Below are 240 nucleotides of genomic sequence, written 5' to 3' on the forward strand. Positions count from 1 at the left end.
CGCTATTTTTTTGGCGGTTGTGGCGAAGTGGTTAACGCATCGGATTGTGGTTCCGACATTCGAGGGTTCGATTCCCTTCAACCGCCCCATAATCGTAATGATTTGCGGGTGTAGTTTAATGGCAAAACCTCAGCCTTCCAAGCTGATGTTGTGGGTTCGATTCCCATCACCCGCTCCATCTTATTTATCCACAGTAGCTCAGTGGTAGAGCTATCGGCTGTTAACCGATCGGTCGTAGGT

At 49.2% G+C, this 240-nt stretch carries 2 tRNA genes; both read left to right on the plus strand.

The features are described 5' to 3' along the window. Positions 1-13 precede the first annotated feature (13 nt). Positions 14-89, plus strand: a tRNA-His gene (locus CD041_RS00905). 15 nt (positions 90-104) lie between these two features. Next, positions 105-178 (plus strand) — tRNA-Gly (locus CD041_RS00910). Positions 179-240 lie beyond the last annotated feature (62 nt).

Source organism: Staphylococcus lugdunensis (assembly GCF_002901705.1).
GTDB lineage: Bacteria > Bacillota > Bacilli > Staphylococcales > Staphylococcaceae > Staphylococcus > Staphylococcus lugdunensis.